General features: G+C 64.7%; 14 protein-coding genes and 1 tRNA gene. 10 read left to right on the top strand and 5 right to left on the bottom strand.

Going from position 1 to position 14,684, the window contains the following annotated elements:
* The first annotated feature begins 26 nt into the window (after positions 1 to 26).
* From rpmA to IRZ56_RS04175, 4 genes are all read left to right on the top strand, one after another.
* Positions 27 to 284, top strand: a complete 258-nt coding sequence (gene rpmA / locus IRZ56_RS04190) for a 50S ribosomal protein L27 (protein ID WP_070092741.1) — start codon at positions 27 to 29, stop codon at positions 282 to 284.
* Between the two features lie 188 nt (positions 285 to 472).
* Positions 473 to 1,696, top strand: coding sequence for an Obg family GTPase CgtA (gene cgtA, locus IRZ56_RS04185; RefSeq protein WP_196143765.1), 1,224 nt, complete (start codon positions 473 to 475; stop codon positions 1,694 to 1,696).
* Between the two features lie 218 nt (positions 1,697 to 1,914).
* Complete coding sequence (gene proB, locus IRZ56_RS04180) at positions 1,915 to 3,033, top strand: glutamate 5-kinase (protein WP_196143764.1); 1,119 nt, start codon at positions 1,915 to 1,917, stop codon at positions 3,031 to 3,033.
* Between the two features lie 4 nt (positions 3,034 to 3,037).
* Positions 3,038 to 3,499 carry a CreA family protein gene (locus IRZ56_RS04175; protein ID WP_196143763.1) on the top strand — a complete coding sequence of 154 codons (462 nt, stop codon included), beginning with the start codon at positions 3,038 to 3,040 and terminating at the stop codon, positions 3,497 to 3,499.
* A gap of 119 nt (positions 3,500 to 3,618) precedes the next feature.
* Here the strand turns inward: IRZ56_RS04175 and mksF are convergent, their stop codons facing one another.
* From mksF to mksB, 3 genes are read right to left on the bottom strand one after another with little or no spacing between them, the layout of a single operon-like run.
* Positions 3,619 to 6,450 carry an Mks condensin complex protein MksF gene (gene mksF, locus IRZ56_RS04170; protein ID WP_196143762.1) on the bottom strand — a complete coding sequence of 944 codons (2,832 nt, stop codon included), beginning with the start codon at positions 6,448 to 6,450 and terminating at the stop codon, positions 3,619 to 3,621.
* A complete protein-coding gene (gene mksE, locus IRZ56_RS04165) occupies positions 6,447 to 7,154 on the bottom strand; it encodes an Mks condensin complex protein MksE (protein ID WP_196143761.1) in 708 nt (235 codons plus the stop codon). Before mksE ends, mksF begins: the two co-directional genes overlap by 4 nt.
* Positions 7,144 to 8,433: an Mks condensin complex protein MksB gene (gene mksB / locus IRZ56_RS04160; protein WP_196143760.1), complete on the bottom strand. Its 1,290-nt coding sequence runs from the start codon at positions 8,431 to 8,433 to the stop codon at positions 7,144 to 7,146. Before mksB ends, mksE begins: the two co-directional genes overlap by 11 nt.
* 202 nt (positions 8,434 to 8,635) lie before the next feature.
* Here mksB and IRZ56_RS04155 point away from each other — a divergent pair, with 202 nt between their 5' ends.
* The 4 genes from IRZ56_RS04155 (at position 8,636) to IRZ56_RS04140 (ending at position 11,277) form a co-directional block, all read left to right on the top strand.
* Positions 8,636 to 9,421, top strand: coding sequence for an energy transducer TonB (locus tag IRZ56_RS04155; RefSeq protein WP_196143759.1), 786 nt, complete (start codon positions 8,636 to 8,638; stop codon positions 9,419 to 9,421).
* Entirely contained in the window at positions 9,418 to 9,873 is a 456-nt protein-coding gene (rimI, locus tag IRZ56_RS04150; RefSeq protein WP_196143758.1) for a ribosomal protein S18-alanine N-acetyltransferase, read from the top strand. The genes IRZ56_RS04155 and rimI overlap by 4 nt, the downstream gene beginning before the upstream one ends.
* Positions 9,874 to 9,925: 52 nt before the next feature.
* Positions 9,926 to 10,564, top strand: coding sequence for a carbonate dehydratase (gene can / locus IRZ56_RS04145; RefSeq protein ID WP_084858612.1), 639 nt, complete (start codon positions 9,926 to 9,928; stop codon positions 10,562 to 10,564).
* Positions 10,565 to 10,704: 140 nt separating this feature from the next.
* Positions 10,705 to 11,277, top strand: a complete 573-nt coding sequence (locus IRZ56_RS04140; protein ID WP_196143819.1) for a D-Ala-D-Ala carboxypeptidase family metallohydrolase — start codon at positions 10,705 to 10,707, stop codon at positions 11,275 to 11,277.
* Here IRZ56_RS04140 and IRZ56_RS04135 read toward each other — a convergent pair.
* The gene (locus IRZ56_RS04135; protein ID WP_196143757.1) at positions 11,217 to 12,134 is read right to left on the bottom strand and encodes a LysR substrate-binding domain-containing protein; all 918 of its coding nucleotides are present in this window, start codon (positions 12,132 to 12,134) and stop codon (positions 11,217 to 11,219) included. The genes IRZ56_RS04140 and IRZ56_RS04135 overlap by 61 nt on opposite strands.
* A 229-nt stretch (positions 12,135 to 12,363) precedes the next feature.
* Between IRZ56_RS04135 and IRZ56_RS04130 the strand changes: the two genes are divergently transcribed.
* Positions 12,364 to 12,981, top strand: a complete 618-nt coding sequence (locus tag IRZ56_RS04130; protein WP_196143756.1) for a LysE family translocator — start codon at positions 12,364 to 12,366, stop codon at positions 12,979 to 12,981.
* Between the two features lie 57 nt (positions 12,982 to 13,038).
* On the opposite strand, the gene IRZ56_RS04125 is transcribed toward IRZ56_RS04130, so the two are convergent.
* Positions 13,039 to 13,115, bottom strand: a tRNA-Met gene (locus IRZ56_RS04125).
* 230 nt (positions 13,116 to 13,345) lie between these two features.
* Here IRZ56_RS04125 and IRZ56_RS04120 point away from each other — a divergent pair.
* Positions 13,346 to 14,560: an MFS transporter gene (locus IRZ56_RS04120; RefSeq protein ID WP_196143755.1), complete on the top strand. Its 1,215-nt coding sequence runs from the start codon at positions 13,346 to 13,348 to the stop codon at positions 14,558 to 14,560.
* The last annotated feature ends 124 nt before the right edge of the window (positions 14,561 to 14,684 follow it).

Raw genomic sequence — 14,684 nt, 5'->3', positions numbered from 1 at the left:
CCTGAATTTATTTGGAGAATTGAACCATGGCTCACAAGAAGGCTGGTGGTAGTACTCGTAACGGTCGCGACTCAGAATCGAAACGCCTTGGCGTGAAGATGTATGGCGGCCAGGTTATCAAGCCGGGCAACATCATCGTCCGTCAGCGCGGCACCGAATTCCACGCTGGCTACGGCGTTGGCATGGGCAAGGACCACACCTTGTTCGCCAAGATCGAAGGCGTGATCAAGTTCGAGAAGAAAGGCGAGTTCAACCGCCGTTACGTGAGCATCGTCGCAGCCTAATCGCGACGTCGCTCCAGAAGCCCCGTCATGCGACGGGGCTTTTTCGTTTGTGGTGAGCCTCTTGCAAAGCTGTTTGTATGGGCTGCCGGCGTGGGTTTCTACGGTCGTACGGGGCCGCCGCGCTCATTTTTGCAAGAGCCTCATGTGTTCAAGTTATTCAGCTCGCCGGAAGGCGAGAGGCGGTTTTTATGAAGTTTGTTGACGAAGTATCGATCCGGGTCAAGGCCGGTGATGGCGGCAATGGTTGCATGAGCTTCCGCCGCGAGAAGTTCATCGAGAACGGCGGCCCCAACGGTGGTGACGGTGGTGACGGTGGCTCGGTGTACATGGTGGCCGACGAAAACCTCAATACCCTGGTCGACTATCGCTACACCCGTCACCACGAAGCCCAGCGTGGCCAGAACGGCGGCAGCACCGATTGCACCGGCAAGAAGGGTGAAGACCTGTTCCTGCGCGTGCCGGTCGGCACCACCGTGATCGACGCCTCGACCCAGGAAGTGATCGGTGACCTGGTCACCCCTGGCCAGAAGCTGATGGTTGCCCAGGGCGGCTGGCACGGCCTGGGCAACACCCGCTTCAAGTCCAGCACCAACCGCGCGCCGCGCCAGACCACGCCAGGCAAGCCAGGCGAGCAGCGCGACCTGAAGATGGAGCTGAAGGTGCTGGCCGATGTCGGCTTGCTGGGCTTGCCGAATGCCGGCAAGAGCACCTTCATCCGCTCGGTCTCGGCCGCCAAGCCGAAGGTCGCCGATTACCCGTTCACCACGCTGGTGCCGAACCTGGGCGTGGTCAGCGTCGACCGCTGGAAGAGCTTCGTCATCGCCGACATCCCCGGGCTGATCGAAGGCGCCTCCGAAGGGGCGGGCCTGGGTATCCGCTTCCTCAAGCACCTGGCGCGTACCCGCGTGCTGCTGCACTTGGTCGACCTGGCGCCGCTGGACGGCAGCAGCCCGGCCGATGCCGCCGAGGTGATCATCAACGAGCTGGCCCAGTTCAGCCCGGCACTGGTCGACCGTGAGCGCTGGCTGGTGCTGAACAAGGCCGACATGATCATGGACGAGGAGCGCGACGAGCGCGTCAAGGAAGTGGTCGAGCGCCTGAACTGGGACGGCCCGGTGTACGTGATCTCGGCCATCGCCAAGCAGGGTACCGAGCAGCTGAGTCACGACCTGATGCGCTACCTCGAAGACCGTGCCGACCGCCTGGCCAACGACCCGGCTTACGCCGAGGAACTGGCCGAGCTCGACCAGCGCATCGAAGACGAGGCCCGTGCCCAACTGCAGGCGCTGGACGATGCCCGTACCCTGCGTCGCACCGGGGTCAAGAGCGTGCACGACATCGGCGATGATGACGACTGGGATGATTTCGAGGACGATGAAGACGGTCCGGAAATCATTTACGTGCGCGACTGATCGGTTGCAGTACACTAAACGCCGCTCTGCGAGCAGTGTGCCGTTGATCAGGCTTGGGCGTTGAATTCATCGCGGGGCAAGCCCGCTCCCACAGGTCCGATGCGATCCTTGTGGGAGCGGGCTTGTTCCGCGATTGAGGGCACCACCATTTTCACGGCACGCCGCTCCCATGAGCGGCGTTTTGGTATCTACAGATTCGACATAGGTTGGAAGAGAAGATGCGAAGCAAGGTGACAGGCGCCAAGCGCTGGGTCGTGAAGATCGGCAGCGCCCTGCTGACGGCGGATGGCAAGGGCCTCGACCGCGGCGCCATGGCTGTCTGGGTCGAGCAGATGGTCGCGCTGCGGGAAGCGGGCGTGGAGTTGGTGCTGGTCTCCTCCGGGGCCGTGGCCGCAGGCATGAGCCAGCTGGGCTGGACCTCGCGACCGAGCGCGATGAACGAGCTGCAGGCCGCCGCTGCCCTTGGCCAGATGCGTCTGGTGCAGGCCTGGGAGTCGAGCTTCGGCGAGCATGGCAAGCACACCGCGCAGATCCTTCTGACCCATGACGACCTCTCCGACCGCAAGCGTTACCTCAACGCCCGCAGCACCCTACGCACCCTGGTCGACCTGGGCGTGGTGCCGGTGATCAACGAGAACGACACCGTGGTCACCGACGAGATCCGCTTCGGCGACAACGACACCCTGGCGGCCCTGGTGGCCAACCTGGTGGAAGCCGACCTGCTGGTGATCCTCACCGACCGTGACGGCATGTTCGATGCCGACCCGCGCAACAACCCCGAAGCGCAGTTGATCTACGAAGCCCGCGCCGACGACCCGGCCCTGGACGCCGTAGCCGGCGGGACGGGTGGCGCCCTGGGGCGCGGCGGCATGCAGACCAAGCTGCGCGCCGCGCGCCTGGCGGCCCGTTCCGGTGCTCACACGATCATCATCGGGGGCCGTATCGAGCGCGTGCTCGATCGACTCAAGGCCGGTGAACGCCTGGGGACGTTGCTGTCGCCGGAGCGCGGTATGCTCGCCGCTCGCAAACAGTGGCTGGCCGGCCACCTGCAGACCCGTGGCACCCTGGTGCTCGACGCGGGCGCCGTGCAGGCCTTGCGCCAGGCCAACAAGAGCCTGTTGCCGGTGGGCGTGAAGACCGTGCAAGGCAGCTTCCGCCGTGGCGAGATGGTGGTGTGCGTCGGCCCGGACGGCCTTGAGGTGGCCCGTGGCCTGGCCAACTACAGTGCCCTGGAGGCGCAGAAGATCATCGGCCAGCCGTCCGATGCCATCGAGAGCCTGCTGGGTTACAGCGCCGAGCCGGAGCTGGTGCACCGCGACAACCTGGTGCTGGTCTGAGGGAATGAACGTGCTGAAAAGGATGATTGCCATGGCGGCGCTGGCGCTGCCGATGCTGGCCGGGGCCGAGGAGATCGGCCAGGTTTCCACCGTGTTCAAGTTCCTCGGGCCGAATGATCGCATCGTGGTCGAGGCGTTCGATGACCCCAAGGTCGAGGGCGTGACCTGCTACCTGTCGCGGGCCAAGACTGGCGGGGTGAAGGGTGGGTTGGGCTTGGCCGAGGACCGGGCCGAGGCGTCGATCGCCTGTCGCCAGGTGGGGCCGATCCACTTCAAGGGTGAATTGAAGGACGGCGAGGAGGTGTTCAAGGAACGCACCTCGCTGGTATTCAAGACCATGCAGGTGGTGCGCTTTTTGGACGAGAAGCGCAATACGCTGGTGTACCTGGTATACAGCGACCGGCTGATCGAAGGCAGCCCGCAGAATGCGGTGACGGCGATTCCGATCCTGCCTTGGGCTAAATAACGCCCGAGCGGGAGGCCTTTGGCCTCCTTTCGCGGCACGAGGCCGCTCCTACAGGGGTACGCTTATTCCTGTAGGAGCGGCCTCGTGCCGCGAAAGGGCCGCAAAGCGGCCCCATCACCTCAGGCCATCTCTTCGGCTTGATCCTCACGCACGATCGCCTTCACCTCATCGATCCGGCTGATGTACTTCCAGTCTGCCTCGTCGATGTAGATGCCGTTCGGCCCACTGCCGCCTTCCAGGTCGATCGCCACCCGCGCCGACACCTGCGGCTTCACGCTCGCCAGGATCGGCACGAAGCCCAGCTGCTGGCTGGTCTCCAGCAATGCCGCCTGGTTGCGTTCGTCGATGTCCGCTGCCTCGTCGAGGTAGTAGGGCAGACGAATGCGCCCGGCCAGGTCGCGGTCCATCAGGTGCAGCAACAAGTACATGTTGGTCAGCGCCTTGATGGTCATGGTGGTGCCGTTGGAGGCGGCGCCGTCGATGTCGGCATGGATCACCGGCTGGCCGTTGATCTTGGTGATCTCGAAGGCCAGCTCGAACAGGTCCTTCAGGCCCAGCTGGTTGTGGTTGGCCGCCACCAGCCGTGCCAGGTACTCCTTGGCCTCTTCGTTCTTGTGGTCCTGCTCGGCGCTCTGGGTCAGGTCGAACACCGACAGGGTCTCGCCTTCCTCGTACTGGCCGGCGCTGTGGATGATCTGGTCGATGTGCTTGAGCGCTTCCTTGTTCGGTGCCAGGACCACGCGGAAGCTTTCCAGGTTGGACACCTGGCGCTTGTTGATCTCGCGGTTGAACAAGGCCAGCTGGTGCTCGAGGCTGTCGTAGTCGCTGCGGATGTTGCGCAAGGTGCGGGCAATGTCGGTGACCGCCGCGCGACGTGCCTTGGCCAGGGTCAGGGCTTCCTCGGTGCGGTGCGAGTAGGCGTTGATCAGCAGTTGCAGGCGGCGCTCCATGTCGTCTTCGCTGTCGAACTTGGCCACACCCTTGAGGCGCACCTGGGCGTACAGCGCTTCGATCTGGTTGTCCACGCGCTGCAGGGCCTGCCAGCTGTCCTGATAGTCGTTGAGCAGCGGCAGCAGGTTGTCCATGGAATCGTCGATCGCTTCCATGAACGGCGTGCCGAACGGCAGATCGGCCGGCAGCAGCTGGCGTCGGCGCAGGGCGTCTTCCAGGGTGCGCTGCTTGGCTTCCAGGTCGGCGATCTGCCGGCCCACCAGCTGCAATTTGGCCGACAGTTGCTGGACGCGCTCGGTGAAGGCGTCGCTGGAGCGCTTGAGTTCGTCCTGGGCAGCTTCGAGCTGGGCGAGCTGTTCCAGCTTCTCCGGCTCCTCGGCACTCAGGGTCTCGGTGCGGCGATAGTCTTCCAGGGCCTTCTGGGCATCGAGCACCTGTTGGTAAAGGGCTTCGGTCTGCGCCTTGGAGGCGGTGCGGTCGGCGGCGACGGCCTGCTGGGTCTTGAGCTGCTTGAGCTCCTTTTCCAGACGCGCCGATTGGTCGCGCAGGGCGGCGCGGTCAGCCAGGGCCTGGAGCGCCGGCGGGTCGATGTGCGACAGGTCGATGGACAGGCCCGGGGCCTCGAAACGCTCGCCTTTGAAGCTGTCGAGCACGGCTTCCAGGGTTTTCACCCAGACATCGCTGTCGTCCAGTTCGATGCCCCGGTTGCCCAGCGGCAGGCTGAACAGTGCGCCGTTGAACAGGCGCATCAGGCGGTCGACGTCCTGCTGTGAGAACTCCTCGCGCAGGCGGGCGTAGCTGTTGTTGTCGGCGTGGTCGAGTTGCTGCTTGACCTGCTTGAGGCGTTTTTCCAGGTCGCGAACGCGCTCGTCCAAGTCCTCGGCCGAGAACTGCCGCGACTGGGCCAGGGCGCCGGCCAGTTCGTCGTGGGCGTCCTTGGCGGCCAGCAATTGCTGCTCCAGGGTCTTCACGTCGTTGACCAGGGCAAAGCGGTGCTTGAGCACCGACAGCTCGCCCAGCCAGCGCTGGATGCCGGTGATCTCACGCTCCAGGCGCATCAGCTCCTGGGTACCGCCGCGCTGGTCGTTCTGCAGGCGGTCCTGCTCGCTGCGGTAGTGCTCGGACTGGATGACCAGCTCTTCCTTGCGCGCCATGGCGTATTCCTGCCAGGTGCCCAGCAGGTTGTCGAGCAACGGTGAGATGCGGTGCAGCTTGCCGCGCAGGATGTCGCGCTGGGCCACTCCGCCGGCCAGGGCCTCGACCAGGGGGCCGGCGGCGACCAGGGCGTTGTAGTCCTGTTCCATGCGGCGTACGTCACGGAAAGCTTCTTCGCAGGCGGCGATGTAGTCGACGCTGCCCGAGCGCAGGCTGTGTTCGAAGGCATCGAGGAACAGCTGCTTGAGCTTGGCCGCGGTGATCTCGCGCATGTGCAGCAGGTTGATGAACAGTGCGCGGAAGGTCTTGAGGCTCTGCTCGCTGGTCGAGCGCAGCGGGATCAGGGTCAGGTCCAGCGGCACCGAGGTGTGGCCGCCGACCAGCAGCCGACGCAGTTCGTCGGGCTTTAGCTCATAGGCTTTCAGGCCGTGCTGCTCGAGGTTGGTGAACAGCTCCTTCTGGCGCAGGCAGGTGTCGTTCTTCTGGTAGTGCGCCAGGTCCAGCTGGCCCTGGTAGGCGAAGAACTGGTGGCCGAAGCCGCCGCCCGGGCCGCGCCCGACCACGCCGATCACGTGAGGGCCGTGGGGCAGGTTCAGTTCGCAGAGGATGTAGCTGGTGTCGCTGGCGAAGTAGAACCGGCGCGACTGCTCCAGGCTGTACTTGCCGAAGCTCATGTCGGACATGCGCGCCAGGATCGGGAACTGCAGGGCGTTGATCGAGGCGGACTTGCCCAGGTTGTTGGCACCGTAGACCGACAGCGGGTGTTCCAGGGGGAACAGGCCCAGGCTGTAGCCGGCGGTGTTGAGCAGTGCGAAGCGGCGAATACCGTAGCGTTCCTGGCTCATGCGTCAATCTCCTGTTGCTCTTCGCGGATGGCTCGGGCCAGGGCTTCTTCCTCGCTTTCCTCGTCGTCGAACGGAGTGAGGTCGAGTGGGTCGTCGGTGCGGTTGAGGGCTTCCGGGCTCTCTTCCTCGACCAGAACCGGCGTTGGCAGCGGCAGGTCGCTGTGCAGGCTGGCGGCCAGGTCACGGTCCTGCTGGACCGACAGGCACACGTCGAGGAAACGGTGCATCGGCGGCAGGAAGCGGTAGATCCCGCCTTCTTCATGGGCAAAGCCCAGCTGGGTCATGCGGCGCAGGATTTTCTCTTCCAGCTCCTCGACGGTCTGCACTTCGGCCTGGATGAACAGGTCACGGTACTTTTCCAGCAAGGACGGCAGCTCGTCGCGGCCGACGCTGCCGCCATCGAGCACGGCCATCGGGTCGCGGCCCTGGTCGGCCAGGTGCTCGACCAGGATGAAGGTGAACAGCGACAGGCGCTGCGCGGTCTTGTTGACCTGAGCGGCGGCCTGCTCGGGCACGAAGTAGTAGAAACCGCGGGTATCGCACACCAGCTCGAAGCCCAGGGCCTTGAACAGGGTGCGGTATTGGTCCTGGAAGTTCGACAGCTGGGCGTACAGCTCAGGGTCGCGGCGGCTGATGTGGAAGCCCTTGAACAGCTCGCGGAAGATCGGCGCGAGCTGGGACAGTTCGGAAAGATCAAGATGCATTGGCTGGGCTCGCGTTGGAGTCGGACGTGGTCGTTGGCGTGGCTTCGCGGCTGGACGTCAGGGCGAAGGAGCGCAGGCTGACCAGGTGTTCGCGGGTGGTGTATTCCTGGCGTTCGAGGCGCTCGCGGCTGAAGCGCTTCTCCCGCGACAGGCGCGAGAACCAGTACAGCAGTTCGTCGGTGGCGCCTTCGGGCTCTTGCTCCAGCAGCCAGACCATCAGGTCCGGCAGGGGCAGGGCGTCTTCGCAGCGCTCGAGCATTTCCTTGACCGTGCGCGGGGCGCGGGGCAGTGGGCCTTTCTGCGACTTGTGCGCCTTGGGGAAGCGCGCCGGCTTGGGTTCGAATCGGGCCAGGGCGTAGACGTACGCCTCGACCTGGCTGGCACTGCCGAGGAAGGTGCTCTGCGGGCGGGTGAACATCGGCATGGCCGCTTGCGGCACCGCATCGATGCCCTTCTTGCGGATCACCGACAGGGCCAGGGCGGCGCCGCGGGTCACGGCGTTGTGCCGGCGTGCTTCTTCGCGCAGCGGCAGCAGCAGTTCACGGGCATGGCGCAGGGTGAGCTGGGCGCTGGTCTGCATCTCGAGGATGCGCGCATGGGTGCGCAGCAGCATGTCGTCGTCGACCAGGTGACCCAGGCGCGCCTGTTCGCCCAGCAGGCGCAGCAGCACGGTCTCGACCTTGCGCACGCCTTGCTCGAAGGCGCCGTCGGCATTGACCAGCTGGATCATCGGTTCGACGTACTCGTCCCAGGTCGCCAGGACTTCGGCGTAGCGCTGGCGCAGGGGAATCTGGCGGTTGCTGGTCTTGGCCCGTTCGGCCACGGCGACCAGCGCCTGTTCATCGTTGTCGAGCTTCTTGAGGACATCGCGCACGCGCATGTCGAGCAGACGCAGCTGGCGCGCCAGGTCGTCGCTGTCGCGGTTGTCGAAAGCGTCCTGGATGTGCCCGGCCAGGCGCTCCAGGTGGCGCAGGTAGGCCTCGATCTCCAGGCACAGGCCCAGGCGGTGCTCACGGCGCAGGTAGGCGAGGAAGTCGTGGATCTGGGCGTTGAGCTCGAAGCGGTTCGGGCTCTTGGCCACCGGCACCAGAATGTCCAGGCGGATCCACACGTCGAGCAGCTGGGTGATGTCCTGCGGCGTGCTTTCCACCTGTTGTCGGGCCAGTTGCTGGCGCAGCTCGACCAGGCTCAGGGTGCCTTGGTCGAAGCGCTCGCACAGCGGCTCGATCAAGGCCCAGTGTTCGGCTAGGGCGCGCAGGACGCGCTTGGGTTCGATCATTGGCGGGTCGACTCGTTGCCAAATAAAAGGGGCGATTGTACTGCATCCGGGGGGGAGGATTTCACCCCTTGGTCTGTAATGAGATCGCGCGCCGCCCGCGCGGCGCATCGCGAGCGGCGCTCGGTCTCACAACCCCTGCAAAACCCAAGGCGTACGCGCTAGAATACCCGCCAATCCTCACCCCCCCCCCGGACCCCGTGCCTTGCTGACCGAGCCCCGCCGCCGCGCCTACCTTTCCGCCATGCAAGTGGTGCACTGGCTGCCGCGCGCCGAACTGCCGTTCGCCGCACCGTCGCGCCCGGAACTGCTGCTGCCGTTGGCGCCGGTCGAGGACATTGCCGTCGAGGTGCGCCCGAGCGCGCCAGCGCCTGCCGAAACCCCCGCCGTCCAGGCTCGCACCGTCGAGCGCCCGAAGATCGAGATTCCCCGACCGGGCAGCGCACCCAAGCCCGCCAACAAGCCGGTCGAGGCCGAGGAGCAGGCCCCGGCGCCCCGTCCGGCGCCGGTACCGCCGCCACGTTTCGCACTGCAGTTGCTGCGCGCAGGTCGGTGCCTGGTGCTGGTCGAGCTGGCCACCGGGCAACCGTTCCAGAGCCGTGATCCCTCCTACCTGCTGCTCAAGGACATGCTGCGCGCCGCCGGCTTGCCCGACGCGCCGCAGATCATCGGCGAGCCGGTGCGCTGGCCATTGCTGGTGCGCGGCAGCATGGATCAGGGGCCGGAGGCGGCGCGCGACTTCGTCCAGGGCTTCATCGCAGCGCGCCTGGAAGAGGCGCCCTGCACCTGCCTGTGGCTGGTCGGCCTGCCCGCCGTGCGCTTCGCAGGCCAGGCCGATGACCAGGCCTACTACCAAGAACTGAAGGTCGAGGGCCTTGGCGACGCCTGGGCCTTGCCGGGCCTTGAACTGTTGATGGACGAGCCGCAGCGCAAGGCGGACGTCTGGCAAGCGATGCGCCGGCTGATGGCGCGCTGGAAGAGCGTTGAATGAGTGACTCGATCAGTTTCCGCCCGATGACCGAGGCGGATCTGGATGCCGTGCTTAAAATCGAATATGCCGCGTTCAGCCATCCGTGGACTCGCGGAATCTTCCAGGATGCGCTCAAGTCCTATGAGGTCTGGCTGATGTTCGACGGCCAGCAGCAGGTCGGCCATGGCGTGATCAATGTGATCATCGACGAGGCCCACCTGCTCAATATCACCGTCAAGCCGGAGAACCAGGGCCGCGGCCTGGGCCTGCGCCTGCTGCAGCACCTGATGGCCCGTGCCTACCAGCTCAACGGCCGGGAGTGCTTCCTGGAGGTGCGTGCCAGCAACCAGTCGGCCTACCGCCTGTACGAGCGCTACGGATTCAACGAAATCGGCCGCCGGCGCGACTACTACCCAGTCGCCGGCGGACGCGAAGACGCCCTGGTGATGGCCTGCACCCTGTTCGAAGAGTGACCTCGCAGGGGCTGGTCGAGTCACACAGGCATACCCTGATGAGGCAACGACCATGCATGACCTGCAGGAACTGATCGACAACAATGAACGCTGGGCCGATGCGATCAAGCAGCGCGACCCGGACTTCTTCGCCAAGCTGGCTCGCCAGCAGACCCCGGAATTCCTCTGGATCGGCTGTTCCGATGCCCGCGTGCCGGCCAACGAGATCGTCGGCATGCTGCCGGGCGACCTGTTCGTGCACCGCAACGTGGCCAATGTGGTGCTGCACACCGACCTGAACTGCCTGTCGGTGATCCAGTACGCGGTGGAGGTGCTCAAGGTCAAGCACATTCTGGTCACTGGCCACTATGGTTGCGGTGGTGTGCGCGCCGCGATGCAGGACCGCCAGCTGGGCCTGATCGACGGCTGGCTGCGTTCGATTCGCGACCTGTACTACGAAAAGCGCGGCGAGCTGGCCAAGCTCGATACCGAAGAAGCCAAGGTCGACCGCCTGTGCGAGCTGAACGTGATCCAGCAGGTGGCCAACGTGGCCCACACCAGCATCGTGCAGAATGCCTGGCATCGCGGCCAGGAGCTGTCGATCCATGGTTGCATCTATGGCATCAAGGATGGCCGCTGGAAGAGCCTGGACACCACCATCAGCGGGTTTGCCCAGTTGCCGCCGCAGTATCGCCTGCGGCCTTTGGAGTAGGTTTTCGCGGCTGCCCTGCCGCCCAATCGCGGGGCAAGCGCCGGTCCACTGTGGGAGCGGGCTTGTCCCGCGATTGGGCGGCGCAGCGGCCCCGTGCTTTACTCGCTGTAGTAGCTACACAGGAGTGAAGAATGAAAGGCATGAAGCTGCTGGCATGCGTGGCAGGGTTCCTGGCAAGCATGGCCCACGCCGATGAGCGTGATGTCTGGATGTTCGCCCAATGGGCAGGCGACCACCCGACCCGTGCCTTTCGCCAGATGCTGGTGGATGCCCGTCTCTACGGCGTGGTACCGATCCATCAGCTGCTGCGCTCGGCCTCGGACTGGCGCCTGTGTCGGGCCTCACCCTTTGCCGTGCCGCCGGCCACTCATTGGCCACAGGTGCGTGCCACCTTGATGTTGCTCAAGACACTCGACGAACAAGGCATCCTGCGTCAGTTCGAAGTGGTCTCGGCCTACCGCGACCCACGCCTGAATGCCTGTGCCGGCGGTGCGGTGGGCAGCGCCCATACCCGGGCTTTCGCGGTCGACGTGCTGCTGCCCGACTGGGCCGACCCCAACCCGCTGTGCCGGTTCTGGAAGCAGCATGGCCAGGCCTGGAACATGGGCCTGGGGCGTTATCCTTCCGGGCGCATCCACCTCGATACGGCTGGCTATCGCACCTGGGGTGGCGACGGCCGCTCGGGCTCGTCGTTCTGCACCAGGCCCAGGTGAGCGAGGCACGTCTGGCATTCGCCCATCACCCACTCGGCGAAGCGCTGGCGCTTGCCGCCGTCCTCCAGGGGCAGGGGGCTGAGCAGGTGGTAGGCAGAGCCGTCTCGCAGGAAGCCAAAGGGTGCTACCAGCTGCCCGCTGTCCAGTTCGTCACGGACCATCAACGCTGACGCGATGGCCAGCCCAAGCCCCGCGTTGGCGGCCTGGATCGACAGGTAGAAATGCTCGAAGTCGCTGCGCTCGGTGTGGCGTACCTTCTCTCCGGCCAGGCGCTGCCAGGTGTTCCAGGCGTCAGGCCGGGTGGCGCTGTGGAGCAGGCGCTGGCCGTCGAGGCTGTCAGCATGGCGTCGCTGGCCGACCGGGCCGATCCACTCCTCGCAAATCTTCAAGCTGTGCAGTGTGCGGTCCCAGTGGAAGTCGTCGCGCCGCAGCGCCAGGTCCACCCCGGCACGGCTGAAGTCCAGCGGCCCGCCCGCTGCCACAAGGTGCAGCTGCAGGTCTGGATGGGTGGCATGGAAGCGGGGCAGGCGCGGGATCAGCCAGCGCATGGCGATGGTCGGCTCGCACGACACCACCAGCACATTGCCTTGCGTCTGTGCTTGCAGGCGCTGCACTGCGCCTTCGAGTTGTTCGAAGATCGACTGGGTGGTGCCATGCAGGCTGCGACCGGCCGGGGTCAGGAACAGAGCGCGGTTGCGCCGCTCGAACAGCTCCAGGCCCAGGCTTTCCTCCAGCAGACGCACCTGGCGGCTGACAGCGCCGTGGGTCACGTGCAACTGCTCGGCGGCGCGCACGAAGCTTTCGGTCCGCGCGGCGACATCGAAATAACGCAGGGCGGTGAGTGGGGGCAGTTTCATGGTCGTGTGTCGTCTGTGCCGGCGCATCGCGGGGCAAGCCTGCTCCCACAAGGGAGAACCCGGGTAGCCTTTGGGGAGCGTGCTTGCACCGCGGTTGGGCCAGCAAGGCTTTCGTCTATCGGTGAAAAAAACTAACAGGTTTGCAGCACTATAAATCGATTTTTCCCCACGAATAAGCCCTCGATAATCAGCGCTCTGTGCATTTTCATCGCCAATCGAGGAGTTTTTCGTGAATGAACTGATCGCCGTCGCCCTGTTCACCGTGCTGGCCGTCATCAGCCCGGGCGCCGATTTCGCCATGGTCACCCGCAACAGTTATGCCCAGGGGCGCAAGGCGGGCCTGGCCGCAGCCCTGGGGATCGCCCTGGGCGTGCAGGTACATGTGTTGTACACCGTGCTCGGCATCGCCGTGATCATCAGCCAGAGCCCGGTGCTGTTCCTGGCCATGAAGGTGGTGGGGGCCGGTTATCTGGTCTACCTGGGCTACAAGTCGTTGACCAACACCTCGCGGATCTCGCTCGATGGCATCGGTCAGAGCCCTCGGGCTGGCGTGCTCCAAGGCCTGCGCACGGGTTTCCTGACCAATGCGCTGAACCCCAAGACCATGCTGTTCGTGGTCAGTGCCTATACCCAGGTGGTGCAGCCAGGCAGCCCGCTGGCGCTGGACTTCGCCTATGGGGTGTTCATGTCGTTTGCCCATTGGGCCTGGTTCAGCCTGGTGGCGGTGTTCTTCTCGAGCGCCGCGCTGCGCCAGGCGATGATCGAGCGGCAAGGGGTGGTCGACCGGGTGATCGGCGTGGCCTTGATCGGGCTGGGCCTGGTCGTGGTAGTGGCGGGCGTGCGTTGACGGTTTTTTCGAGGCAATAAAAAAGGGCTTATCTTTCGATAAGCCCTTTTTTGAAAGTGGTGGCTACACAGGGACTTGAACCCCGGACCCCAGCATTATGAATGCTATGCTCTAACCAACTGAGCTATGTAGCCGACTTGGCGCGCATTATTAGCTCGAATCGCGGCTCTGTCAACACTCGTTGTAAAAAAAATTTCCGGCCTTTCAAACGCTTAGCTGGGCGAGTCGCTCACTGCACACTCCAAACTGCAAACAACGCGCTATGCAGGCCTGGCCCGTCGAGCCGCGGATCGCATAAAAAGGTAGCTAAGTATCTAGTTCTTTCCTGATAATCGGATCCCAAATTCGCGGAAAGGACACAGCCATGGCCATCACCAGCGCCCAGACCTCCACCGGCACCAGCACCGCTGCAAAGGCCAGCCCACTGGTGATGCGCATCATCGGCTTCTGTGCCCTGGCACACCTGATCAATGACTTGATCCAGGCAGTGCTGCCGGCCATCTACCCGATGCTCAAGGCCAACTACAACCTGAGCTTCGCCCAGATCGGCCTGATCACCCTGACGTTCCAGATCACGGCCTCGCTGCTGCAACCCTGGGTCGGTTTCTTCACCGACCGGCGTCCGGCGCCGAACCTGTTGCCGCTGGGCACGTTGTGCACGCTGGTGGGGATCGTGATGCTGGCGTTCGTCGGCAGCTTCCCGATGATTCTGTTGGCATCGGCGCTGGTGGGCATCGGCTCCTCGACCTTCCACCCCGAGACCTCGCGCATTGCCCGCCTGGCATCGGGAGGACGCTTCGGCCTGGCCCAGTCGACCTTCCAGGTTGGCGGCAACGCCGGCTCCGCCCTCGGCCCGCTGCTGGCGGCGGCCATCGTCATTCCCTTCGGCCAGAGCCATGTGGCCTGGTTCGGCCTGGCCGGGCTGTTCTTCTTCGCCGTGACCTTGTTGCTGCGCGGTTGGTACAAGGGCCACCTCAACCAGTTCAAGGCCCGCAAGGCTGTGCAGGCCAGCCATGGCATCTCGCGCCAGCGGGTGATCCTGGCGTTGGTGGTGCTGGGCTTGCTGGTGTTCTCCAAGTATTTCTACATGGCCAGCTTCACCAGCTATTTCACCTTCTACCTGATCGAGAAGTTTGGCGTTTCGGTGGCTAGCTCCCAGCTGCACCTGTTCCTGTTCCTGGGCGCGGTGGCAGCCGGCACCTTCTTCGGCGGGCCGATCGGTGACCGAATCGGGCGCAAGGCGGTGATCTGGTTCTCGATCCTGGGCGTGGCACCGTTCACCCTGGCCCTGCCGTACGCCGACCTGTTCTGGACCAGCGTGCTCAGCGTAGTGATCGGTTTCATCCTGGCCTCGGCGTTCTCGGCCATCGTGGTCTATGCCCAGGAGCTGGTACCGGGCAGCGTGGGCATGATCGCCGGGATCTTCTTCGGCCTGATGTTCGGTTTCGGTGGCATCGGTGCGGCGCTGCTGGGCTACCTGGCCGACCTGCGAGGGATCGAATATGTATATGGGTTGTGCTCGTTCCTGCCGCTGTTTGGCTTGCTGGCAGTATTCCTGCCTTCCACCGGCAAGCGTTGATCGGTATTGGGACCGCGTTGCGCTCCAATCGCGGGACAAGCCCGCTCCCACAAAGGGCCTGCAAAAACAAATAGTTATGCGTTGTTCTATGAGAGCGGGCTTGCTCCGCGATTGGAGCGCGACG

This window comes from Pseudomonas guariconensis, assembly GCF_015680235.1.
Classification (GTDB): domain Bacteria; phylum Pseudomonadota; class Gammaproteobacteria; order Pseudomonadales; family Pseudomonadaceae; genus Aquipseudomonas; species Aquipseudomonas guariconensis_A.
The sequence above is the reverse complement of the archived record's forward strand: the minus strand, read 5'-3'. Positions and strand labels throughout refer to the sequence as shown.